At 71.8% G+C, this 23382-nt stretch carries 18 protein-coding genes; 11 read left to right on the forward strand and 7 right to left on the reverse strand.

Features of this window, described 5'->3' with window-relative positions:
* Nucleotides 1-228: 228 nt before the first annotated feature.
* Entirely contained in the window at nucleotides 229-729 is a 501-nt protein-coding gene (locus tag ACIBJG_RS32660) for a DUF1203 domain-containing protein (RefSeq protein ID WP_399313073.1), read from the reverse strand.
* Between the two features lie 113 nt (nucleotides 730-842).
* Between ACIBJG_RS32660 and pepN the strand changes: the two genes are divergently transcribed.
* On the forward strand, nucleotides 843-3419 hold the full coding sequence (gene pepN / locus ACIBJG_RS32665; RefSeq protein WP_399313076.1) for an aminopeptidase N: 2577 nt from the start codon (nucleotides 843-845) through the stop codon (nucleotides 3417-3419).
* A gap of 175 nt (nucleotides 3420-3594) precedes the next feature.
* The gene (locus ACIBJG_RS32670; RefSeq protein WP_399313078.1) at nucleotides 3595-5292 is read left to right on the forward strand and encodes an FG-GAP repeat domain-containing protein; all 1698 of its coding nucleotides are present in this window, start codon (nucleotides 3595-3597) and stop codon (nucleotides 5290-5292) included.
* Nucleotides 5293-5600: 308 nt separating this feature from the next.
* Here ACIBJG_RS32670 and alc read toward each other — a convergent pair whose 3' ends face one another.
* From alc to ACIBJG_RS32695, 5 genes are all read right to left on the reverse strand, one after another.
* Nucleotides 5601-6740 carry an allantoicase gene (gene alc / locus ACIBJG_RS32675; protein ID WP_399313080.1) on the reverse strand — a complete coding sequence of 380 codons (1140 nt, stop codon included), beginning with the start codon at nucleotides 6738-6740 and terminating at the stop codon, nucleotides 5601-5603.
* Between the two features lie 58 nt (nucleotides 6741-6798).
* Nucleotides 6799-7719, reverse strand: coding sequence for a LysR family transcriptional regulator (locus tag ACIBJG_RS32680; RefSeq protein WP_399313082.1), 921 nt, complete (start codon nucleotides 7717-7719; stop codon nucleotides 6799-6801).
* A 104-nt stretch (nucleotides 7720-7823) separates the two neighbouring features.
* Entirely contained in the window at nucleotides 7824-8054 is a 231-nt protein-coding gene (locus ACIBJG_RS32685; protein ID WP_326736202.1) for a hypothetical protein, read from the reverse strand.
* A 20-nt stretch (nucleotides 8055-8074) separates the two neighbouring features.
* Complete coding sequence (malQ, locus tag ACIBJG_RS32690) at nucleotides 8075-10264, reverse strand: 4-alpha-glucanotransferase (RefSeq protein WP_399313083.1); 2190 nt, start codon at nucleotides 10262-10264, stop codon at nucleotides 8075-8077.
* A complete protein-coding gene (locus ACIBJG_RS32695) occupies nucleotides 10265-10537 on the reverse strand; it encodes a hypothetical protein (protein WP_399313085.1) in 273 nt (90 codons plus the stop codon).
* A 311-nt stretch (nucleotides 10538-10848) separates the two neighbouring features.
* On the opposite strand from ACIBJG_RS32695, the gene ACIBJG_RS32700 reads away from it, so the two are divergent.
* From ACIBJG_RS32700 to ACIBJG_RS32715, 4 genes are all read left to right on the forward strand, one after another.
* Nucleotides 10849-13848 carry a beta-N-acetylglucosaminidase domain-containing protein gene (locus ACIBJG_RS32700; protein ID WP_399313087.1) on the forward strand — a complete coding sequence of 1000 codons (3000 nt, stop codon included), beginning with the start codon at nucleotides 10849-10851 and terminating at the stop codon, nucleotides 13846-13848.
* Between the two features lie 148 nt (nucleotides 13849-13996).
* Nucleotides 13997-14554 (forward strand): PadR family transcriptional regulator, encoded by a 558-nt coding sequence (locus tag ACIBJG_RS32705; protein WP_399313089.1) that lies wholly within the window; start codon nucleotides 13997-13999, stop codon nucleotides 14552-14554.
* A complete protein-coding gene (locus ACIBJG_RS32710) occupies nucleotides 14551-15303 on the forward strand; it encodes an ABC transporter ATP-binding protein (protein ID WP_399313091.1) in 753 nt (250 codons plus the stop codon). Before ACIBJG_RS32705 ends, ACIBJG_RS32710 begins: the two co-directional genes overlap by 4 nt.
* The gene (locus tag ACIBJG_RS32715) at nucleotides 15293-16636 is read left to right on the forward strand and encodes an FtsX-like permease family protein (protein WP_399313093.1); all 1344 of its coding nucleotides are present in this window, start codon (nucleotides 15293-15295) and stop codon (nucleotides 16634-16636) included. Before ACIBJG_RS32710 ends, ACIBJG_RS32715 begins: the two co-directional genes overlap by 11 nt.
* Nucleotides 16637-16672: 36 nt before the next feature.
* Here ACIBJG_RS32715 and ACIBJG_RS32720 read toward each other — a convergent pair whose 3' ends face one another.
* Entirely contained in the window at nucleotides 16673-17209 is a 537-nt protein-coding gene (locus ACIBJG_RS32720) for an HNH endonuclease (RefSeq protein WP_359085213.1), read from the reverse strand.
* 343 nt (nucleotides 17210-17552) lie between these two features.
* Here ACIBJG_RS32720 and ACIBJG_RS32725 point away from each other — a divergent pair, with 343 nt between their 5' ends.
* The 5 genes from ACIBJG_RS32725 (at nucleotide 17553) to ACIBJG_RS32745 (ending at nucleotide 23381) form a co-directional block, all read left to right on the forward strand.
* Nucleotides 17553-18623, forward strand: a complete 1071-nt coding sequence (locus tag ACIBJG_RS32725) for a mechanosensitive ion channel family protein (protein WP_399313094.1) — start codon at nucleotides 17553-17555, stop codon at nucleotides 18621-18623.
* Nucleotides 18624-18895: 272 nt separating this feature from the next.
* Nucleotides 18896-20119, forward strand: a complete 1224-nt coding sequence (locus ACIBJG_RS32730; RefSeq protein WP_399313096.1) for an ROK family protein — start codon at nucleotides 18896-18898, stop codon at nucleotides 20117-20119.
* 68 nt (nucleotides 20120-20187) lie between these two features.
* On the forward strand, nucleotides 20188-21525 hold the full coding sequence (locus ACIBJG_RS32735; protein ID WP_399313098.1) for an ABC transporter substrate-binding protein: 1338 nt from the start codon (nucleotides 20188-20190) through the stop codon (nucleotides 21523-21525).
* Between the two features lie 10 nt (nucleotides 21526-21535).
* Nucleotides 21536-22477 (forward strand): carbohydrate ABC transporter permease, encoded by a 942-nt coding sequence (locus ACIBJG_RS32740; protein ID WP_399313100.1) that lies wholly within the window; start codon nucleotides 21536-21538, stop codon nucleotides 22475-22477.
* 1 nt (nucleotide 22478) lies between these two features.
* Nucleotides 22479-23381 carry a carbohydrate ABC transporter permease gene (locus ACIBJG_RS32745; protein ID WP_399313102.1) on the forward strand — a complete coding sequence of 301 codons (903 nt, stop codon included), beginning with the start codon at nucleotides 22479-22481 and terminating at the stop codon, nucleotides 23379-23381.
* Nucleotide 23382: the final 1 nt, after the last annotated feature.

Raw genomic sequence — 23382 nt, forward strand, 5'->3', positions numbered from 1 at the left:
CGGAGCTGTCCCCTCCCCGCCCCTTCCCGAAACCGGGGGCAAGCCCCCCGGGCCCCCTTTTGTCCTCAATCGCCGGACGGGCTTGAGATTCCGCGCGGCGGGCTTGAGATTCCACGCGGCGGGCTTGAGATTCCCTGCGGCGGGGCACAATCAAGCCCCTGGAGTCCCCCCGGACGGAGTCTGGGGGGAGATTGAGGAGCGGGGTCCGGGGCGGAGCCCCGGGGGTGCTCAGGGGCGCCGTACCTCGAAGTGCCAGCAGCCGTACTCCACGGCCCGCACGTGCACCAGCGCCACCTCCGGGTCGGCGAACGCCTCCGCGAAGACCTCGTCGTACCCCCGCTCCTCGTCCGCCGGGATCTCCAGCAGGCGGCCGCCCACGATGTGACCGTCCGCGTCGTAGCGGCGGACGGTGCGCAGCGCGCCCGCCCGCGAGAACGGATAGCCGGGCCGGCCGGCCGCGGGCCCGTCGCACACCTCGGCGTGGATGAAGACCGGGCCCTCCTCGTCGTACGCCCCCGGGCGGGCCCAGGTGGCCGCCGCCCAGCGTCGCAGCGGCGCGTACGACACGAGGGCGATCTCCTCCCCCACCTCGTTGCCCCGCAGGCAGCAGCGCAGCGGGCTGCCCGCGTCCGTGGCGGTGTACGGGACGCAGGGGCGCCCCGCGTCGTCCGTGTCCCGGAGTTCCTTCAGCGCGGCCTGGTCGATCGCGCGTGCCTCGTAACTGGTCATATGACGAGAATGGCCCGCCCCACCGGCGCGGTCCGGCGGAAAATGGACATCGCCCTGGGTGCGGGTCACGTGGAAGGATGACCGGAAACATCACATATCAAGGAGATGACCGCGTGCCTGGCACGAATCTGACCCGCGAAGAGGCACAGGAGCGGGCGCGCCTGCTGACCGTGGACGCGTACGAGATCGATCTCGACCTCTCCAGAGCGCAGGAGGGTGGGACCTACCGGTCCGTCACCACCGTGCGCTTCGACTCCGCCGAAGCCGGTGCGGAGACCTTCATCGACCTGGTCGCCCCGGCGGTGCACGAGGTCGAGCTGAACGGCAAGGCGCTGGACGTCGCGGCCGTGTTCCGTGACTCCCGGATCGCGCTGGCGCATCTGGTGGCGGGTTCCAACGAGCTGAAGGTCGTCGCCGACTGCTCGTACACCAACACGGGCGAGGGCCTGCACCGCTTCGTCGACCCGGTCGACGAGCAGGCCTACCTGTACACCCAGTTCGAGGTCCCGGACGCGCGCCGCGTCTTCGCGAGCTTCGAGCAGCCGGACCTGAAGGCGACCTTCCGGTTCACCGTGAAGGCCCCGTCCGGCTGGACCGTGATCTCCAACTCGCCGACGCCGGAGCCGAGGGACGACATCTGGGCGTTCGAGCCGACGCCGCGCATCTCCACGTACATCACCGCCCTGATCGTCGGCCCGTACCACTCGGTGCACAGCAGCTACGAGAAGGACGGCCAGTCCGTCCCGCTCGGCATCTACTGCCGCCCCTCGCTAGCCGAGTACCTCGACGCGGACGCGATCTTCGACGTGACCCGGCTGGGCTTCGAGTGGTTCCAGGAGAAGTTCGACTACGCGTACCCCTTCGCCAAGTACGACCAGCTCTTCGTCCCGGAGTTCAACGCGGGCGCGATGGAGAACGCGGGCGCGGTCACCATCCGCGACCAGTACGTCTTCCGCTCCAAGGTGACGGACGCGGCGTACGAGACGCGGGCCGAGACGATCCTGCACGAACTGGCCCACATGTGGTTCGGCGACCTCGTCACCATGGAGTGGTGGAACGACCTGTGGCTGAACGAGTCGTTCGCCACGTACACGTCGATCGCCTGCCTGGCGTACGCCGACGGATCGCAGTGGCCGCACTCCTGGACCACGTTCGCCAACTCCATGAAGACGTGGGCGTACCGCCAGGACCAGCTGCCCTCGACGCACCCGATCATGGCGGACATCCGTGACCTGGACGACGTCCTGGTCAACTTCGACGGCATCACGTACGCCAAGGGCGCCTCGGTCCTGAAGCAGCTGGTGGCGTACGTCGGCATGGACGCGTTCTTCCAGGGCGTCCAGGCGTACTTCAAGGCGCACGCCTTCGGCAACACCCGCCTCTCGGACCTGCTGGGCGCGCTGGAGAAGACCTCCGGACGTGACCTGAAGACCTGGTCGAAGGCGTGGCTGGAGACGGCCGGCATCAACGTCCTGCGCCCGGAGATCGAGACGGACGCGAACGGCCACGTCACCTCGTTCACCGTGCTCCAGGAGGCGCCCGCGCTGCCCGCGGGGGCGAAGGGCGAACCGACGCTGCGCCCGCACCGGATCGCCATCGGTTTCTACGATCTGGACGGGGCCGGGAAGCTGGTCCGCACCGACCGGATCGAGCTGGACGTCGACGGCGAGCGCACCACCGTGCCGTTCCCGGCCGGCGCCGCGCGTCCCGCCGTCATCCTCCTCAACGACGACGACCTCTCGTACGCGAAGGTCCGCCTCGACGAAGAGTCGCTGCGGGTCGTCACGGAGCACCTGGGCGACTTCACCGAGTCGCTGCCGCGCGCCCTGTCCTGGGCGTCCGCCTGGGACATGACGCGCGACGGCGAACTGGCCACGCGCGACTACCTCTCGCTCGTCCTGTCCGGGGTGGGCAAGGAGACGGACATCGGCGTCGTCCAGTCGCTGCACCGTCAGGTGAAGATGGCGCTGGACCTGTACGCGGCTCCGGAGTGGCGTGAGGCCGGGCTGACCCAGTGGACCGAGGCGACGCTCGCGCACCTGCGCGCGGCGGAGCCGGGCAGCGACCACCAGCTGGCCTGGGCCCGCGCGTTCGCGGCCACGGCCCGTAACCCGCAGCAGCTCGACCTGCTGCAGGCGCTGCTCGACGGCACCGAGTCGATCGAGGGCCTGGCCGTCGACACCGAGCTGCGCTGGGCCTTCGTCGAGCGGCTGGCCGCCACCGGTCTGCTGGACGACGAGGAGATCGACGCCGAGTACGCGCGTGACCGGACCGCGGCGGGCGAGCGCCACGCGGCGGCCGCCCGGGCGGCGCGGCCCTCCCAGGAGGCGAAGGCGGAGGCGTGGGCCTCGGTCGTCGAGTCCGACAAGCTGCCGAACTCCCTCCAGGAGGCGGTCATCGGCGGCTTCGTCCAGACCGACCAGCGCGAGCTGCTGGCCCCGTACGCCGAGAAGTTCTTCACCGCGGTGAAGGACGTCTGGGAGTCGCGGAGCCACGAGATGGCACAGCAGGTCGCCATCGGTCTCTACCCGGCGCTCCACGTCTCGCAGGAGACCCTGGACGCCACGGACGCCTGGCTGGCCTCGGCCGAGCCCGGTGCCGCGCTGCGGCGGCTGATGTCGGAGTCCCGGTCGGGCGTGGAGCGTGCGCTGAAGGCCCGCGCGGCGGACGCGGAGGCGGCGACCGCGTAGGTGGGTACGGGCGGCGGGGGCGGGTGTCCAAGACACCCGCCCCCGCCGTGCGTTGGGCCGAAGAGGCCCCGGTAAAGGTGGTGTGACCCTGTGGTGTAGGTTCCGGGCACGACATGGGGGTACCTGGCGTTTCTGCGGCAGTCGAGCTGCCGCCTTCATTCGGGGGGATGCTGAAATGCGAAGAATCCTGGCCGTTTCGGGCTCGGTGGCGCTTCTTGCCGCCGGCGCTCTCGCGGGGGCCGTGCCCGCCGCCGCGGCCGACGATTTCGCCTTTGACATGGGGCGCGACTGGACGCTCATGCCGGGCGAGGGAAGGGCCGATCTCGGTCCGGAATCCTGGTACAACGAGGCCGACGGAACACTCGTCTACGCCTTGAGCAAGAAGCAGTTGAACGACCCTTCCTGGGCCGCCGGGGGCGTGCCGGCGGGGCTCGAGGTCTCGCTCGACTCGAACTGCAGGAAGGCGAGCACGGTCGGCGTCTTCCTCTGCAACGCCGACGGTGACGTCTCCTATCCGGAGGTCTCCGCCACGGCGACGGCGGCGGACGGCACCACCGCCTACGTCGGGCTGGCGTACGCGCCGAGCGGCACGAACGTCGACAAGGCGGTCAAGGAGGCCCAGACCGCGGCGACGTTCTCCGAGGACGGTCTGCACGCCGCGCGCACCGTCACGGTCAGGTCGGCCGAGCACGTCGCGCAGAACACGCTCGCGCTGAACACGCCGACGCTGAAGGCGGGCGGTTCGGTCACCCAGTCGATCACCGTGCACGCGGTGGACACGGGGCGTCTCTCGATCATGTTCGCCCCTTCGGAGGGCCAGCGCGGCTGGGAGGAGTCCGAGGCCGACATCAGGATCGACTCCGTCTCGCGCGGCGACAACACGAGCTGTGACCACACGCTGGGATCGCTGGCCTACGGCGAGATCTACTGCGATGTCACGCCGGGCGACGTCACGATCGACTACACGCTGAGTGCGGGGGCGAAGACGGCCGCGTGGAAGGTCGATGCCGCCGCGGTGTACGAGGTCTACAACTGGGGCACCCACAACCCGGAGACGTCGAGCAGCTTCGTGATCGACAGCCCGTACCCGGTCAGGCCGCACCATCTGCTCCTGGCCCGTGGCAAGGACGGGCTGCTCCGCTCCCACTACGGGACCGGGAGCGCCTCGCAGCCCTTCCGCGACTCCGACGAGATCGTCGGCCACGGCTGGAACATCTACAACCAGCTCACCAAGCTCGCCCCGGTCACCGTGCAGGCGGGCGGCGGCGGTCTGGTGGGCCGGGACACGTCCGGTGTGCTGTGGCACTACCGGACGACCGGCGACTGGAACACCCTCGCGGGGCGGACCAAGGTCGGCGGCGGCTGGAACGCGTACAACAAGCTGGCGGGTGTCACGGACGTGACGGCCGACGGCAGGGCGGACCTGCTGGCCCGAGACAAGTCCGGTGTCCTGTGGCTGTACAAGGGCACGGGCAACAACACGGCCCCGTTCGCCGCGCGGACGAAGGTCGGCGGCGGCTGGGGCGTCTACAACGAGCTCACCGGCGCGGGCGACGTGACGGGCGACGGCAGGGCGGACGTACTGGCCCGCGACACCTCGGGGGTGCTCTGGCTGTACAAGGGCACCGGCAAGGCGGCGACGCCGTTCGCGGCCCGGACCAGGGTCGGCGGGGGCTGGAGCGCGTACCGCTCGATCACCTCGCCCGGTGACCTGACCGACGACGGCCGCGCCGACCTGGTCGTCCAGGACAAGTCCGGCGTGCTGTGGCTCTACCGGGCGACCGGCAGCGCGACGGCCCCGTACGCGGCGCGCGTCAAGGTCACCGGCGCGGGCGATACGTCGACGATCAGCGGGTACAACACCCTGCTCTGACGGTTTCGCCGAACACACACGTGAGCCCGGACCGGCGTCGCCGGTCCGGGCTCACGTGTGTGGCGGAAAGCCTGGTGAACCACCCGGCGAACGGGGCGCAGGGCTCAGCCGTTCGCCGGGCGGCAGTTCGCGGGGGCGGGACAGTCTTAGGTCCTGTCTGGAGTTCCAGCGCGGGAGAAGGAGCGGCGTCCGGTGCCGTCGGATCCAAGGCGGAGGAGGGAGTCGACGCGGAGCGTCGGCGACTGACGACAACGCCGGAGGCGACGGCACCGGACGCCGTGACGCCGCGGGGGAACTCCAGACAGGACCTAAGCGCCCGACTCCTCGTAGCGGCGGGCCAGTTCGGCCGTGCCGGACTCGGTCAACGATCCGTGCAGGCGCATCCTGGCCACTCCGCCGTCGGGGAAGGCGTCGAGGCGGACGTGGGTGACGACGGCCTGGGCGCGGAGCGGGAAGCGGTGCGGGGTGTCGGGCTGGAGCCTGGTGCGCGGGATGATCTCGAACCATTCGCCCGTCTCACCGTTGCGGCCCTGGAGGGCGATCCAGCCGGCCGCGTTGCCCTTGAGGTAAGCCGTGTCGATCTCGACCGCGCGGACCGCGCCCTGGGCGGGCAGCCGGAAGCGGACCCAGTCGTTGGTGTCGCGCACGCGGCGGCGGCGGTTCTCCCAGCCGTCGTCCATCTTGCGGGACGTGCCGGGCAGGATGATCTGGGTCGGCGAGGAGTAGAAGCGGTCCGAGGCGTCCTCGTAACTGCCGCCGTTCAGCACCGAGATCAGGTCGAACGTGCCGAGCGTGGCGAGCCAGGACGGGTCGGGGAGCACCTCGCCGTGCACGCGGAGGCGGGCGATGCCGCCGTCGGGGTGCTGGCAGAGGCGCAGGTGGGTGTAGCGCCGCCCGCCGGTGATCTCGAAGCCGTTGGCGGCGTGGCCGCGTACGGGGGTCGGCGGGATGATCTCCTCCCACTTCACGTCGTCGGCGAGGAGTTCGGCGGGGCCGGGCGAGCCCTCGACGGACGCGGCCTGGACCGAGACGCGCTGCGGGTAGTTGCCGCGGAAGTGCGCGGTGTCGACGACGATGCCGCGGATGACGCCCGGCGCGCCGAGACGGATCAGGGCCCAGTCGTGCTCGTCCGGGGCGGGGAACGGGTGGGCGGCGTCCGCGCCGCGCCGGCGGCGGGTCTCCCAGCCGTCCATGATCTTGCCCTTGTGGCCGAAGTGCTCGGGGTCGAAGGTGGCGCGCTCCCGGACGAGGAGGTTCTCGCGCTGGGCGAAGAACTCGTCGTTGGCGGCGATCACGCCCGCGCCGAGCCGGCGGTCGGCGAGGTCGACGAGTTCGGTGAAGGGGAGGTCGGTGGTGCGGTAGTCGGCGTACGGGTCGCCACCGCCGTACGGGGCCGCGTCGTTGGCGTGGGGGTCCTCGTGGTGGTTCTCATTCTGTTCGAAGGTCATGCGTTCACTGTCGTACGACGGAAGCCGTTAGGTCCATCGAAAGTTTTCGCATGCATCATTAAGACAGACTGAACGGTTTCGCCGCCTCGCGCAGCGCCGCGAGGATCCGGGTCACCGCCGGGCCGTCCTCGGCCCCCTGCCGGACCGCGGCCACCACATGGCGGCGGGGCCGGTCCGCCTCGAGGACCCGCATCACCACACCGTCCCGGCCCTGCCGCTCCGCCGAGGCCATGCGCGGGATCAGCGCGACCCCCATGTCCGCCTCGACCATGGCGAGGATCGCGGTCCAGCCGGAGGCGCTGTGCGCCTGCTCCGGGACGAAGCCCGCGGCCTCGCACGCGGCCGTGGTGATCTCGGACCAGGGGCCCGAGCCGCCGAAGATCCACGGCTCGGCGGACAGGTCCGCCAGCCGCAGCCCGGGTGCGGCGGCGAGCCGGTGGCCGGCCGGCAGCGCCACGTCCAGCGGGTCCGCGAGCAGCGGCAGCACGGCGAAGCGGGGATCCCGGGCAGTCGGGGCGTGGGCGGCCAGGGAGAGCGCCAGGTCCACCTCGCCGGCGACGAGCAGTTCGTACGCCTGCGCCGCCTCGGCCTCCCGGACCCGTACGTCCGGCCCCGGGCGGTCCTCGCCGCGCAGCGCCTGCACGGCCGGCACGACCAGGGCGGGCACGGCGGTGGCGAACGCCGCGATCCGCACCTCGCCCGCCTCGCCGTGCAGATAGCCGGTCAGTTCGGCGTCGGCGCGCTCCAGTTGGGCGAAGACCGCCTCGGCGTGGCGGAGTACGAGGTGGGCGGCATCCGTCAGCCGGACGCGCCGGCCCTGCGCTTCCAGCAGCGGTACGCCGAGCTGTCTGGAGAGGTTGGAGAGCTGCTGGGAGACGGCCGACGGGGTCATCAGCAGCGCCTCGGCGGCCGCGGTGACGGTGCCCCGGTCGTGCAGGGTGCGCAGGATGCGGAGCTTCTTGACGTCCCACTCGATCATGGCCGCAACCTACCGGAGCGCCCGGGGCCGTGTCCGGGTCCGGACATGCGGATGCGCCGCTCGGCACGTCGGTACCGGCGGCGCACCCGGGATGTCCGGGGGGACTAGGCCTGCTTCTTGGACTTGTCGAGGACCATGACCAGGCCCGCGATGACCGCGAACAGGGCGATGGGCGCCACGACGAACAGACCGATCGTGTCGATCACGCTCAGGCCGGGACCCGGGTCGTCGCCGTCGTCGCGGGTGAGCGCGAGCGCGGGGGACGACATCAGCAGCATCATCAGCGTCGTTCCGGCAGCGACGGCGCCGGCGCGCATAGCGTTCTTCTTGTCCACGGTGCAAACGTAGCGAACGCCTACGAGGGGCGCGCGCCCGGGGGTGCCGTACGGGGTCTCGGAGGCTCCTGACGGGGTCTGAGGACTTCCATCAGCCGGTGCAGCCGGGGCGAGGCGGCGAGTTCCTCCAGGGTCACCGGGTGGCCCTCGGCGTCGGCGATGGGCAGCCTCCAGTTGGGGTACTCGTCCCAGGTGCCCGGCAGGTTCTGCGGGCGGCGGTCGCCGATGGTGTCCGGGAGCCAGACCCCGGCCATGCGGGCGGGGGTGCGCAGCAGGAAGCGGTGGACGGCGCGGACGGCGGCCTCCTCGTCGTCGCCGCCCTCGGGGAGCAGGCCGAGGCGGGAGAGCAGGCCGAGCCACTCGGCGGTGTCGGTGCCGTCCTGGCTGCGTTCCTCGTCGAGGGGGCGGGTGAGCAGGCCGAGGCGGTGGCGCAGCGTCACATGGTCGCCGGTCAGCCGGGCGGCGGTGGACGGCAGGTCGTGGGTGGTGGCGGTGGCCAGGCAGTCCTCGCGCCACTCCTCGGGGGCGAGCGGGCGGCCGGTGCCCGACCAGTCGCGCTCGAACCAGAGCACGGAGGTGCCGAGGACGCCGCGGCGGGCGAGCGCCTCGCGGACGCCGGGTTCCACGGTGCCGAGGTCCTCCCCTATGACGACGGTGCCGGCGCGGTGGGCCTCCAGGACGAGGACGGCGAGCATCGCCTCCGCATCGTGGCTCACGTAGGTGCCCTCGGTGGGCGGGCTGCCCTCGGGCACCCACCAGAGCCGGAACAGGCCCATGACGTGGTCGATGCGCAGGGCCCCGGCGTGGGCGAGGAGGCCGCGCAGCAGTCCTCGGTACGGAGCGTAGCCGGACGCGGCGAGCGCGTCGGGGCGCCAGGGCGGCAGCCCCCAGTCCTGGCCGCGGGCGTTGAAGGCGTCCGGGGGTGCGCCGACCGACATGCCGTGCGCGAAGGCGTCCTGCTGGGCCCAGGTGTCGGCGCCGCCGGGGTGGACGCCCACGGCGAGGTCGTGGACGATCCCGACGGCCATCCCGGCGTCCTTCGCGGCGCGCTGGGCGGCGGCGAGCTGAGTGCCGGTCAGCCAGGCGAGCCGGCAGTGGTAGTCGACCCGGTCCAGCAGTTCGGCGCGGGCGCGGGCGGTCTCCTTGGAGCGGGGGTCGCGCAGGCCGGCCGGCCAGGCGTGCCAGTCGGAGCCGTGCACCTCGGCGAGGGCGCACCACAGGGCGTGGTCCTCCAGGGCCTGCCCCTGCTCGGCGAGGAAGTCGCAGTAGGCGGCGCGGCGGCCGGGCGTGAGGGGGACGCCCACGAGGATGTCGAGGGCCTGCCGCTTGAGCGCCCAGACAGCGTCCCGGTCGATCAGGGCGCCCTTGTTCAGCACGGCGTCGCTGAGCTCTCCGGCGCGGCGGCGCAGTTCGTCGAGGGCGGCGGGGTCGGGGGCGTGCCCGTACTCCGGGACGGACTCGATGCGCAGGTGCACGGGGTCGGGGAACCGCCGCGAGGACGGGCGGTAGGGCGAGGGGTCGGTGGGGGTGCCGAGGACCGCGGCGTGCAGCGGGTTGACCTGGACGAAGCCGGCGCCGAGGGAGCGCCCGGACCAGGAGGCGAGGTCGGCGAGGTCGCCGAGGTCGCCCATGCCCCAGGAGCGGGCGGAGAGCAGGGAGTAGAGCTGGACGAGGAAGCCGTGGCTGCGCTCGGGCGGCTGCGGGACCCGGGCCGGGGCGACCACGAGCGTGCAGGTCTCGGCGGGCGCACCCGGCGGCCGGACGGTCAGCCGGTGGACGCCCGGCGGCTGCTCGGTCCACCAGCCGGGCGTGGCGGGGGCCGGTCGCGCTGTCGGTGTCCCGGGGCTGTCGGCACCCTGGCCGGAACCGGCCGGAACCGTACCCCCGGTGGGGACGCGCATCGGGGCCGGCGGGGCCGCGGCGGGCTCCTCCGGGCGGACCGTCAGTTCCGTGCCGGGCGGCAGCGCGGTCAGGGCCGGGGGCAGCGGCTCCCCGGTCCACACCACCAGCGTGGCCGGGAGCAGCCGGGAGGCGGCCGCGGACTCGGCGGCGGCGAGCGCCTCCCGTACCGCTTCCGGCGTGGCGGCGTCGACACCGAGCGCGGCGAGAACCGCGACGACCGTGCCCTCGGGGACGGGCACCGTGACATCGGCGGACGGGGAGAAGGAGGTGGCGACGCCGTGCAGTGCGGCGAGCCGGGACAAACCCATTCAGACTCCTGGGGACTCCATGCCCCGAGCGCTGCCGGAAGAAGCCGGCTCGCTGGTCAGCGGGGCGAGGACGGCGAGCGGGGGTTCGCTGGTCAGTGGTGTGGCATCGGCGAGCGGGGGCTCGCTGGTCAGGGGTATGGCATCGGCCAGCGGCGCCTCGCTCGTGAGCGGGCCGGGCGTGCTGAGGGTGGCCGGGGGCGCGCTGATGAACGGGGCGGGACCCGGTACCTGTTTGGACAGGGCGGAGAGCAGAAGCTGCGCTGCGGCGGGCATGGTGGCCTCCTGGCCGTGGAGAACAGGACACAGCAGGCCTACCCAGCGGACGCGGCCGCAGACGTAGGCGTTATGACAACGAGTTCAACGTGCTCCGGGTCACAATCCGTTCCCCGGAGGCCGGTTATCCGTAAGACGTCCGCCGATTTCGGCCATTCGGCGCCGTCTTTCGCGTGCGCCGACGATCACCGCGAATCCTTCACCGCGACCGTCATATCGGGCATTTAACCCACAGCGACCATGCGCATTGACACCCTCGCGCGCGGGTGGTGGGCTCGGAGCCCACCGGTGGGGCGCGAGGGGAGACAGGCATGCAGCTCAGGCGCAGGAAGCACGCGACGGCCGTCGCCGTGGCCGTGCTCGGCGGGCTGCTCTCCGCAGGGGCCCCGGCCGCTGTCGCGGCCCCCTCGTCGCCCGGCACCCCGGCCGTCACCACTCCGGACCGCGGCAACGACGCCGCGCCGCCCGCCGTGTGGCCGCGGCCGCAGAGCATCAAGGCGTCCGGGTCCTCGGTCCCGCTCGCCGGCGAGGTGACCCTCGTCGCCGACGACCCGGCCGACCCGTACGCGGTCGAAGCGCTCCGCCAGGTGCTGCGCGACGTGGGCGTGCGGACCGTCCACGAGACGCTGCCCGGCGGCGGGCCCGTCATCCGGCTCGGCGGGGACGGCGCGCTGGACGCGCTGCGCACACTGCACACCCCGGAGCGCGGCGATCTGCCGTCCGGTGGCTACCGGATCGCGGTCGGCCGGGTCGCGGGCCGGGACACCGTCGCCGTGGACGGCCTCGGCGACGACGGCCTGTTCCACGCGGTGCAGACGCTGCGTCAGCTGACCGGGGGCGGCCGCATCGCCGGCGTCACCGTCCGGGACTGGCCGGCCGGCGCCGTACGCGGGATGACCGAGGGCTTCTACGGACAGCCCTGGTCCCAGGAGGAACGGCTCGCCCAGCTGGACTTCATGGGCCGCACCAAGCAGAACCGCTACCTCTACGCGGCCGGCGACGACCCGTACCGGCAGGCCCGCTGGCGCGAGCCGTACCCCGCCGAGCGGCGCGCCGAGTTCCGCGCGCTGGCCGAGCGGGCCGCCGCCGAGCACGTGACGCTCGGCTGGGCCGTGGCGCCGGGCCAGTCCATGTGTCTGTCCTCGGAGCGCGACGTGAAGGCACTCGCGAAGAAGATCGACGCGATGTGGGCGCTGGGCGTGCGGGTCTTCCAGGTGCAGTTCCAGGACGTCAGCTACAGCGAATGGCACTGCTCGGCCGACGCCGACACCTTCGGCAGCGGCCCGGAGGCGGCGGCCAGGGCGCAGGCCCGCGTCGTGAGCGAGGTGGCGCGGCACCTCGCGGACCGCCACCCGGGCTCGGAACCGCTGTCGATGATGCCGACGGAGTTCTACCAGGACGGGGCGACGGACTACCGCACCGCGCTCGCCAAGGAGCTCGACGAGCGGGTGCAGGTCGCCTGGACCGGCGTCGGGGTCGTACCGAGGACCATCACCGGCGGCGAACTGGCCGGTGCCCGCACCACGTTCCGCCATCCGCTGGTGACGATGGACAACTACCCGGTCAACGACTACGCGCAGGACCGGATCTTCCTGGGCCCCTACACGGGCCGGGACCCGGCGGTCGCCATCGGTTCCGCGGCGCTGCTGGCCAATGCGATGGAGCAGCCGTCCGCGTCCCGGATCCCCCTGTTCACCGCCGCCGACTTCGCCTGGAATCCGAAGGGGTACCAGCCGCAGGAGTCCTGGCAGGCGGCCCTGGACGATCTCGCAGGCGGCGACGCCCGCAGCCGGGACGCGCTGCGCGCGCTGGCGGGCAACAGTGCGGGCTCCGTGCTGGGCGGCGACGAATCGGCGTACCTGCAGCCGCTGTTCGCCGCGTTCTGGAAGTCCCTCACGGCCGACGGCGCCCCGGCACGCGACGAGGCGGCGCGCCGGCTGCGGGCCGCGTTCACCGTGATGCGCGAGACCCCGCAGCGGCTGGCCGGACTGGCCGGCGGGCGGCTCGACGACGAGGTGCGGCCGTGGAGCGAGCAGTTGGCCCGCTACGGCCGGGCCGGTGAGCTGGCCGTCGATCTGCTCCAGGCGCAGGCGCGCGACGACGGGGCGGCCGCCTGGGAGGCCTCGCTGGCCCTGGAACCGGCGCTCGAGGCCGTGAAGACGAGCGGCGCGACGGTCGGCAAGGGGGTGCTCGGCCCGTTCCTCGACCGGGTGCGCAAGGAGGCCGACGCCTGGACGGGTTCGGACCGCGACCACGGCACGGTGACCGAGGCCCCGGGCAGCTACACGGTGCGGTTCGGCCGGGCGCGCCCGCTGGAGGCCGTCACCGCGATGACGGTGCCCGGCGGCGACGCGGCGGCGTCGGGGGCGACGGTCCAGGCCCATGTGCCCGGCGAGGGCTGGCGGAGCCTCGGCGCCCTGTCGGCGCGGGGCTGGACCCAGTCGCCGGGCCAGGGCGTGCGGGCGGACGCCGTCCGGATCAGCTGGCCGACCGCCACCCCGGCGGTCACCGGCGCGCCACCCCTGATCATCCCCCCGCTCGCGGGCACCTCCCCGTCCACCGGAACGGCACCCCGGGTGCGCTCGCTGGTGCCGTGGTTCGGCGACGAGCCGGCCGCCCGGCTCGCCCTCGCACGCGGCGAGACGGACGCCGTGATCGGCGGCGATCCGCTGCGGATCGGCGCGCAGCTCTCCGCGCGCCGGCCGGCCGAGGTGCGCGGAGCGCTCACCGCGAAGGCGCCCAAGGGCATCAAGGTGCGGGTGCCGAAGCAGACGACCGTGCCGCGCGGCTCCCGTACCGAGGTGCCCGTGGAGATCACCGTCCCCGCGGGCACGCCCGCGGGTGAGTACGAGGTGCCGTTCTCCTTCGGTACCGAGGAGACCACCCTGACCGTCCGGGCCTTCCCCCGCACGGCGGGCCCCGATCTGCTGCGTACGGCCACCGCCTCCTCGTCCGGGGACGAGACCGCGGACTTCCCGGCGGCCGCGGCCTCCGACGGCGACGGGAAGACCCGCTGGTCCTCACCGGCCGAGGACGGCGCCTGGTGGCAGGCCGAACTGCCGGCCCCGGCCCGGGTCGGCCAGCTGGTGCTGGACTGGCAGGACGCTTACGCCTCCCGCTACCGCATACAGGTCTCGGCGGACGGCCGCACCTGGCGCACGGCTGCAACTGTCGACAACGGCGGGGGCGGGCGCGAATCGGTCCGGATGGACGCGAAGGACACCCGCTTCATCAGGGTCCAGGGCGACGCACGGGCGACCGAGTACGGCTACTCGCTCTGGTCGGTCGAGGCGTACGCCGTAGCGGAGTAGCCCGGCCGGGAGCCGTCGCACCACACCCGGTTCACCGCTCCCCCCGGCGATTGCCCGGCGCTCCCCCTTCGCCGGCCCGGCAATTGCCGGCGATTGCCCGCGTAGAAGTATTCACTCAGTACATATACCGAGTATATAGTCACGCCCCATGAGCACCCGTCACATTCTTCTGGGACTCCTTGCCGGAAGTCCCAGCCACGGCTACGACCTCAAACGGCGGTACGACGAACTCTTCCCCCAGGCCCGCCCGCTGGCCTACGGGCAGGTCTACACGACCCTGCAACGCCTGGTCCGGGACGACCTGGCCGCCGTGGAAGGCACCGATTCCGACGGCGGCCCCGAGCGGACCCTCTACCGCACCACGGACCAGGGGGCGCACGAGCTCGCCGCGTGGACCGAAGGGGTCACCCCGCCCGCCCCCTTCGTGACGAACGAGATCTTCGCCAAGGTCGTCATCTCGCTCCTGGTCGCGGGGGCCGAGCGCAGCGACCGGACGGCGGAGGCGGCCACGTACCTCCACGCCCAGCGTGCCGCCCACATGGTGCGCATGCACGAACTGACCGGGCTCAAGACCACACCGGGCGCCGACCTGAGCACCGTTCTCTCGGCCGACTACGCCCTGGCCCATCTGGACGCCGACGTGCGGTGGATGGCCACGACGGCCACCCGTCTCACCACCCTGACCGCGGAGGTCGACGCAGTATGAGCACGCAAGCCGCACAGCCCGCCGGGGCCGCAGGCCCGCTGATCAGAGCCACCGGCCTGACGAAGCGGTACGGAGCGTCGCAGGCACTGCGCGGCGCTTCGGTCGAGCTCCGGGCGGGCGAGATCCTCGCCGTCACCGGTACCAGCGGCAGCGGGAAGTCGACACTTCTGCACTGCCTGGCCGGCATCGTCCGCCCCGACGAGGGCGAGGTCTCGTACGGCCGGGAGCGGCTGGACCAGTCCTCGGAGAACCGCCTCAGCGAGCTGCGGCGCACCGAGTTCGGTGTGGTCTTCCAGTTCGGACAGCTGATCCCCGAGCTCACCGCGCTCGACAACGTGATCCTGCCGCTGATGCTCGCGGGGACCACCCGCGCCGCGGCACAGGACCGGGCGGACGAGTGGCTGGAACGCTTCGGCGTGCGCGGACAGGCCGCACTGCGGCCCGGGGAGCTCAGTGGCGGCCAGAGCCAGCGGGTGGCGCTGGCACGGGCCATGGTCACGGCCCCGAAGGCGGTCTTCGCGGACGAGCCGACCGGGGCCCTGGACTCGCTCGCCGGGGAGCAGGTGATGACCGCGCTGGTGCACGCCGCCCGTGAATCCGGTACCGCGGTACTGCTCATCACACACGACGCCCAGATCGCCGCGTACGCGGACCGGGAGGTGTGGCTGCGGGACGGGGCCGTGCACTCCGGTGCCACACCCTTCGTCGTCCAGGAGAACGCCCAGGAGGCCGCCCACCATGAGGGCTGACGCACGCATCGCCTGGAGCCTGGTCCACGGCTCGGACCGCCGCGAGTGGTGGCGGATCGCGCTCACCGCCGTGGGCGCCCTGCTCGCCACGGTCCTCGCGCTCGCCGCGATCACGGTCGCCGCCGTCCGGGGGCAGGTCTCGATCCCGTTCGGACACGGTTTGCTGAACCAGCCGGGCGAGCGCGGCGGTGTGGTCGTCGCCCTGCTGCTCCTGCTCGTCCCCGTGCTCGGCCTCCTCGGCCAGTGCGCCCGGATCGGTGCCGTGCACCGTGACCGGCGGATGGCCGGACTGCGGCTCGCAGGGGCGTCACCCGCGCAGGTGCGGCGGATCAGCGCGCTGGAGTCCGCGCCGGTCTGCCTGGCGGGGTCGGCCGGCGGACTCGCCGCCTTCGCCGTGGCTCTCGCCGTCCATGGACACACACCGCCCGCGGCGGCCTGGGTGGCCTTCGTCGTGGTCACGCTCGGCGTGCCGGTGATCGGCGCGCTGGTGAGCGTGTTCGCCCTGCGCCGGGTGGTCGCGTCGCCGCTCGGTGAGGTACGCCGGGTGCGTCCGGAGCGCGCGCCCCGGACGCTGCTGATCCTGTTCCTCGTGACCCTGCCGATCGCCGCCGGGGCGAATGCCCTCGTCGCGCGCGACAGCAGCCCGGCCGCGGTGTCGTTCCCGATGCTGATGTTCGTCGTGGTGTTCCTCACCGGCGCGGGCGCCGTCTGGGCGGCCGGTGCGTCGGCCGCCCAGATCGGTCGGCGGCTGACGGCGAGTGCCAAGAGCCCGGCCGTCCTGATCGCCGCGAGCCGGCTCAGGGACGACCCGTGGGCCGCCGCGCGCACCCATGCCGTGCTGCTCCTGGTGACCGTCGTCGGGATCGGCATCGTGGGCGTACGGGAAGCGATGCTGGCCGACCTCCACGAGCGGGACGGCCGCCTGCCGGAGGACCTCGGCTTCTACACCACCGGGCTCGACCTCGCCGGGGCAGCGGTCCTGGTGGCCCTCGTCATCGCCCTCTTCGCTCTTGCCGTAGGAACGGCGGAGTCCCTGGCCACCCGGCGCCGCGCCCTCGCCGCCCAGACCGCGGCCGGGGTGCCGCACACGGTGCTGGCCAGAGCCACGCTGCTGGAGACCGCGCTCCCGCTGGCCCCCGCGATCCTGCTCGCCACCATCGGCGGCATGGCGGTGCACCTCGCGTACTCCGCCGCCACCGCGCCCGGCACGGTTCCCTCGATGCTGCCGCTGCTCGTACCCGTGACGGTGTACGCCGCCTGTCTGCTGGCCGCCGCGACGTCGCTGCCGCTGCTGCGCCGCATGGCTCACCCGGCGGAGCTGCGGTTCGCCTGACGCGCTGCGCGCCCGCAGACACGGAAGCCCGGATCGTCAGGCTGAGATGCCGTCGATCCGGGCCATCGCGTCGTCCGCGCCGAACGGTTGCAAATAAGGCAGCCAGCGCGGGTCACGGTGTCCCGTGCCGATGATCCGCCAGGCCAGTCCGGTCGGCGGGGCGGGCTGCTGGTTCAGCCGCCAGCCGAGCTCGGGCAGATGGCGGTCGGCCTTGACGTGGTTGCAGCGGCGGCAGGCCGCCACCACGTTGTCCCAGGCGTGCTGCCCGCCGCGGCTGCGCGGAATGACGTGGTCGACGCTGGTCGCGGCGGCGCCGCAGTACATGCAGCGCCCGCCGTCCCTGGCGAAGAGCGCCCGGCGGGTCAGCGGGACGGGCCCCCGGTAGGGGACGCGCACGAACCGCTTCAGACGGACGACGCTGGGTGCCGGGACGGCACGGGTGGCACTGTGCATGAAGGCGCCGGACTCCTCGAGGCAGATGGCCTTGTTCTCGAGGACGAGGACGAGCGCGCGGCGGAGCGGTACGACGCCGAGCGGCTCGTACGACGCGTTGAGAACCAGGACATGCGGCACGTGGACGCCTCCTTGTACGCCGGCGGCGCGTGGCTCGCGCCGGGACGATCCGGTCTCAGTCTCCCCTCCTGCCTGGTCGAAGCGCCACCACGTGCGGGTAACGGGCCGGAAGGATTTTCCTCCGGGGCCGTGGCGCCCGTACGACGGGACGCGCCGGAACAGGCGCTTCGGGGGCCTGCCCGCTTCGGCCGTGCCCGGTGTGCGATCGGCCACAGGCCGGACCCTTCTTACCTCTTCCATATCCCCGGGTGAGACGCGTCTCTCCCCTCGATCACGGCAACGGAGCATTCCGGATGCCCCGTTAGTGTGGTTGTTCAGCGCTCGCCCAACTGGAGGTTTCGCCGTGCCCCTGTCCGCCCTGTTGGCCGCTGCCCCGTCACCCGAGCCCGGTGGCTCGCTGGACGAAGCCGCGAAGCAGGCAGGCAACGCCGCGAGCTGGGTCGAGGAGAACTGGTCCACCTGGCTGAACACCGGTCTGCGGATCGTGCTCATCGCCGCCATCGCGATCGCGTTGCGCATCGCCGTCCGCCGCACGCTGACCAAGCTCATCGAGCGCATGAACCGCAGCGCCCAGGCGGTGGAGGGCACCGCGCTCGGCGGTCTGCTGGTCAACGCGGAGCGGCGCCGACAGCGCTCGGAGGCGATCGGTTCCGTACTCCGTTCGGTGGCCTCGTTCCTGATCCTCGGCACGGCCGCCCTGATGATCCTGGGCGCGTTCGAGATCAATCTGGCCCCGCTGCTGGCCTCCGCGGGGGTCGCCGGGGTGGCGCTCGGCTTCGGTGCGCGCAACCTGGTCACCGACTTCCTGTCCGGTGTCTTCATGATCCTCGAGGACCAGTACGGCGTCGGCGACACGATCGACGCGGGCGTCGCCTCCGGCGAGGTCATCGAGGTCGGTCTGCGGGTCACCAAGCTGCGCGGTGACAACGGCGAGATCTGGTACGTCCGCAACGGCGAGGTGAAGCGGATCGGCAACCTCAGCCAGGGCTGGTCCACCGCCGGCGTCGACGTACAGGTACGCCCCACGGAGGACCTCGACCACGTCCGTACGGTGATCACCGAGGCCGCCCAGCTGATGGCCAAGGACGACCCGTGGACCGAGCGCCTGTGGGGCCCGGTCGAGATCCTGGGGCTGGACAGCGTGCTGCTGGACTCGATGACGGTCCGGGTGACCGCCAAGACGATGCCGGGCAAGGCGCTGGGCGTGGAGCGCGAGCTGCGCTGGCGCGTCAAGCGCGCCTTCGACGAGGCGGGCATCCGCATGGTCGGCGGCATCCCGGCGCAGCCGGACGAGCCCTCGGCCGCCGACCCGACGGCCGCGATGGCCGCCCCCTCGGCCTACGCCTCGGCCACCTCGCCCCAGTCCCTGGCGGCAACGCCGATACCTCCGTCCGCGCCGAGCATCACGAAGTAGGGCGCGGCCGTACGCCCGCCGCACAGCCGAGGGGCACCCCGCGAGGTCTGCGGGGTGCCCCTGATGCGCGTTCCGGGTCAACTCGGTTCGTCATGAGCGGCGTTGGGTACCCATGCTTCCGCGACACCGCCCCGGCCCGGGCCTCACCGCCCCCGTGCAGGTAACGCTTTGGCTTCCACCGCGGTGCGGACCATTGACGCCCCGGTGGCGTGCGCCCTACGGTCCTCTCACCGAATAGGAAACTTTCCTAACAGAGGGCAGGTGCAGTGGCCATGGCCGGAACCACACCGGGTACACCCCGCGTTCTGCGCGCCATGAACGACCGTGCCGCCCTCGATCTGCTGCTGGAGCACGGGCCCCTGTCGCGGACCCGGATCGGGAAGCTGACCGGGCTCTCCAAGCCCACCGCCTCCCAGTTGCTGGCCCGGCTGGAAGCGGCCGGACTGGTCGTCGCGACCGGGACCGCGGCCGGGCGCCCCGGACCCAACGCGCAGCTGTACGCCGTCAACGCGTCGGCCGCCCATGTCGCGGGGCTCGACGTGAACGCCCAGCGGATCGTCGCCGCCGTCGCCGATGTGACGGGCGAGACGGTGGGCGAGTTCGAGCTGCGGACCCCGGGTCGGCGCGCCGACAGCGTGGTGCGGCAGGTGGCGGACGCGCTGGACGGGGCCGTCAAGGAGGCCGGGCTGACCCGGTCCGACGTGCACCGGGTCGTCATCGGCACACCGGGCGCGTTCGACCCGGGCACGGGCCGGCTGCGCTACGCCTCGCACCTGCCCGGCTGGCACTCCCCCACCCTGCTGGACGAGCTGGCGGCCTTCCTGCCGATGCCGGTGGAGTACGAGAACGACGTGAACCTCGTCGCGGTGGCCGAACAGCGGCTCGGCGCGGCGCGGGGGCACGAGGACTTCGTGCTGCTGTGGAACGAGGAGGGGCTGGGCGCCGCCCTCGTCATCAACGGCCGCCTCCACCGCGGCTTCACCGGTGGCGCCGGTGAGGTCGGCTTCCTGCCGGTGCCCGGTGCCCCACTGGTCCGCCAGGTCACCAAGGCGAACGCGGGCGGCTTCCAGGAGCTGGCGGGCGCCCAGGTGCTCGCCAGGCTGGCCCGTGAGCTCGGCATCGACGACGAGGCGGTGCGCGGCCCGGGCACCCACCACGAGGTCGCGGCCGAGCTGGTGGGCCGGGCGGCCGCGGCCGTGGAGCGGGGCGAGGGCGGGCCGTACGGCCGGCTGCTCGATCTTTTCGCCACCGGTCTGGCGACCGGTCTCGCCTCCATGGTCGCCGTCCTGGACCCCGAGGTCGTCGTGCTGTCCGGTGAGCTGATCGCGCGCGGCGGAGAACCGCTGCGCGCCCGGGTGGCGGCCGAGCTCGCCGAACTGGCGGCATCCCGGCCCCGGCTGATCACCGGCCAGGTGACCCACCGGCCCGTCCTGCGCGGCGCGCTGGAGAGCGCGCTCGCGACCACCCGCGACGAAGTGTTCGACACCTCGCGCTGAACCACACCTCCCCCTGCTTGCCCGCACCTCCCCTTCCCCGTCCCAACCCTTCATCGGGAGACACCACCATGTCCGGAAACCGCCGGAAGCCGGCCGTCGCGCTCGCCGCGACCGCCGCGATAGCCCTGTTCGCCTCCGCCTGTACCGGGCAGAGCAGCTCCGGTGCCAGTGATGACGCGTCCAAGGAGACGACCATCAACTTCTGGCACGGCTGGAGTGCCCCGAACGAGGTCAAGGGGATTCAGGCCACGGTCGACGCCTTCGAGAAGGCGCACCCCAACATCCATGTGAAGGTCGTCGGCAACATGACCGACGACAAGATCAACCAGGCGCTGCGCGCGGGTGGTTCGAAGGCACCGGACGTCGTCTCGTCGTTCACCACGAACAACGTCGGCAAGTTCTGTTCGTCGAAGGCCTTCGTCGACCTCAACCCGTTCCTGAAGAAGGACGGGATCGACGCGGACGCGACCTTCCCGAAGGCGATGAACGAGTACACGCAGTTCGAGGGCGTGCGCTGCACGGTGCCGCTGCTGGGTGACGCGTACGGGCTCTACTACAACAAGGACGCGTTCGAGGCGGCCGGGATCGCCGGTCCGCCGAAGACCTGGTCCGAGTTCGCCGCCGACGCGAAGACGCTGACGAAGACCAAGGGTGACTCGTACGAGCAGCTCGGCTTCATGCCGAACTACCACGGTTACGAGTCGACGACCGAGCACTACCTCGGTGGCTGGAACCCGACGTACTTCGACGCGGACGGCAAGTCGAACATCGCCAAGGACCCGGCGTTCGCCACGATGCTCACCAACCAGAAGAAGCTGGTCGACTCGCTCGGCGGCTACCAGAAGCTGGAGAAGTTCCGCACCGGCTTCGGTGACGAGTGGGGCGCCAAGCACCCGTTCCACACCGGCCAGGTGGCCATGCAGCTGGACGGCGAGTGGCGGCTCGGCATGGCGGAGGACACCAAGCCGAAGTTCGAGATCGGCGTGGCCCCGATGCCCGTCGCCGACGACGAGGCCGACACCTACGGCAAGGGCTATCTGACCGGCACCATCGCCGGGATCGCCGCCACCTCCAGCAAGCAGAACGCCGCCTGGGAGCTGGTGAAGTACATGACGACCGACACCGACGCGGTGGTGAACTTCGCCAACGCCATCCACAACGTGCCCTCCACGCTCGCCGCGCTCAAGTCGCCGAAGCTGAAGTACGACCCGCGCTTCAAGACCTTCCTGGACATCGCGGCGAATCCGAAGTCCACCACCACCCCGCCCTCGGTGAACGGCGGCGCGTACCTGGTGTCCCTGCAGAACCTCGGCTTCGATATCGAGAAGGGCAACCAGAAGGACGTCAAGGCGGGCCTGGAGAAGACCGCGAAGGAAATCGACGCGGCGATCGCACAGGCGAAGTAGAGCCGACGCGATGAGCACGTACACACTCCGTTCGAAGCGCCGCCGCTCGGCGCTTCGGACGGCGGCCTTCATGTCGCCGTGGCTGATCGGGTTCTGCGTCTTCTTCGCCTACCCGCTGATCTCCACGCTCTACTTCTCCTTCACCAGCTACGACGGTTTCTCGGCCCCGGAGTTCAGCGGGCTGAAGAACTGGTCGTTCGTCTTCAACGACTACCCGCTGTTCTGGCCCGCCCTGCGCAACACGCTCTGGCTGGTCCTGGTCATGGTCAGCTGCCGGGTGGTCTTCGGACTCGGCGTCGGCATGCTGATCACCAAGATCAAGACGGGCGCCGGGGTCTTCCGGACGCTCTTCTACCTGCCGTACCTGGCGCCGCCGGTCGCCGCCACGCTGGGCTTCGTCTTCCTGCTCAACCCCGGTACGGGGCCGGTCAACTCGATCCTCGGCGACCTCGGGATGGGGACCCCCGGCTGGTTCACCGACGCCACGTGGTCCAAGCCGGCGCTGACGGCCCTCGCGGTGTGGGGGGTGGGCGACCTGATGGTGATCTTCATGGCCGCACTCCTCGACGTACCGAAGGAGCAGTACGAGGCGGCGGAACTGGACGGGGCGAACCCGTACCAGCGGTTCCGCTTTGTCACGCTGCCGAACATCTCGCCGATCATCATGTTCGCCGTGGTCACCGGCATCATCCAGACGATGCAGTACTACACCCAGCCACTCGTGGCCGGGAAGGTCGCCTCGGGTGTCATGGGCGGTTCCGGGCAGCAGTTCGAGCCGGGTTATCCCGACAAGTCGACACTGACGCTTCCGCAGCTGGTCTACAACCTCGGTTTCCAGCGCTTCGACTACGGCTCCGCCTGTGTGGTCGCGCTCGTTCTCTTCGTCCTCGCCATGGCGTTCACCGCACTGCTGATGCGGCGCCGCAGCGGACTGATCCAGGCAGGTGAGTGACGTGGCGCAGGTTCTCGACACCCCGAAGGCCGCCGGCCCGGTCAGTGACCCCGTCACCCCGGCCGAGCGGGTCGCACGCCGCAAGTCGCTGCTGCACTGGATCGCCGTGCACTCGCTCGGCGTCGCGGCCGCACTCTTCTTCGTGCTGCCGTTCGTCTTCCTCTTCCTCACCTCGCTGATGAGCGACCAGCAGGCACTGACCCGTGACCTGTGGCCGCACCCCTTCGAGTGGAGCAACTACAAGGAGGTGTTCAACACTCCGGGCTTTCTGACCTGGTGGAAGAACACCCTGCTGTACGCGGGCCTGGGCACCGTCCTCACGGTCGTGTCCTCGCTGCCCGTGGCGTACGCGCTCGCCAAGTTCCGCTTCCGCGGCCGGCATCTGTCGCTGATGCTCGTCATCTCGATGATGATGCTGCCGCCGCAGGTCGTCGTCATCCCCATGTACCTGTTCTGGGCCAAGCAGCTGGACATGTCCGGCACGCTCTGGCCGCTGATCATCCCGATGGCGTTCGGCGACGCGTTCTCCATCTTCCTGCTGCGGCAGTTCCTGCTGACCATCCCGAACGAGTACCTGGACGCGGCGAAGGTCGACGGCTGCGGCGAGTTCCGCACCCTGCTGCGCGTCGTGATCCCGATGGCCAAGCCGGGCATCGCCGCCGTCGCCCTCTTCCAGTTCTTCTACGCCTGGAACGACTACTTCGGCCCGCAGATCTACGCCTCCGAGAACCCGGCGGCCTGGACGCTGAGTTACGGACTGGAGTCCTTCAAGGGCGCACACCACACCGACTGGAACCTGACCATGGCCGCGACCGTTCTGGTCATGGCCCCTGTGATCGTCGTCTTCTTCTTCGCACAGAAGGCATTTGTCGAGGGCGTCACACTGACCGGAGTAAAGGGCTGAT

The organism is Streptomyces sp. NPDC050422, from assembly GCF_044458665.1.
GTDB lineage: Bacteria > Actinomycetota > Actinomycetes > Streptomycetales > Streptomycetaceae > Streptomyces.